Source organism: Roseibacillus persicicus, from assembly GCF_014651675.1.
Classification (GTDB): Bacteria; Verrucomicrobiota; Verrucomicrobiia; order Verrucomicrobiales; family Akkermansiaceae; genus Roseibacillus; species Roseibacillus persicicus.
In genome coordinates, this window is the sequence record NZ_BMXI01000047.1 from 1235 (window position 1) to 1818 (window position 584).

A 584-nucleotide genomic window follows, 5' to 3' on the forward strand; every position below is an offset into this window, starting at 1 on the left:
TAAAATGTCGACTTATCAGGCAATCTTGACTAGTCTCTTAGTGGTCTACATCGTTGTGTTCACCTTTGCTTTAATTGAGAAATGGCGATTCAGGTGGTTCATGCGAAGTAACTATCCAAGTCTTTCGCTAGAGCATTTTCCAAACCTCTTCAAAGGGTCTCTGTGTCAGCAATGGTCAACCTTGAAATGGATTTGGCGAAGGGACTACATAGCAATAGGAGACGAAAAACTAGAAAGAAGAGCAGATTTCCACCGAATCGTTCAGTTTGGAGCACTCTTCATTGTGCTCTTAATTTTTCTGATTCTTCTAAGTGGGGCCGTTCTTGAAAATCTATCGGAAAGCTCAAATTTGTAATAGAGCGAACAATGCGCAGCACCACAAATCCGACCGCGCTGGTGAGTCGGAGGTTGACGGGAGGGTTGAAGGTGGTAGAACTATCGAAAGCGCGCTGGGTCGGTCGGATTGGGTGTGCTGTGACGTTCTGCTAAAAAATGAAATCTATACCGACTTCGGAAATTAGCCGGTATTGCGATAGAAGGTCTTTGGTTAGCGTCGAACGTGCAAGAATCGATTCCAACGCTGT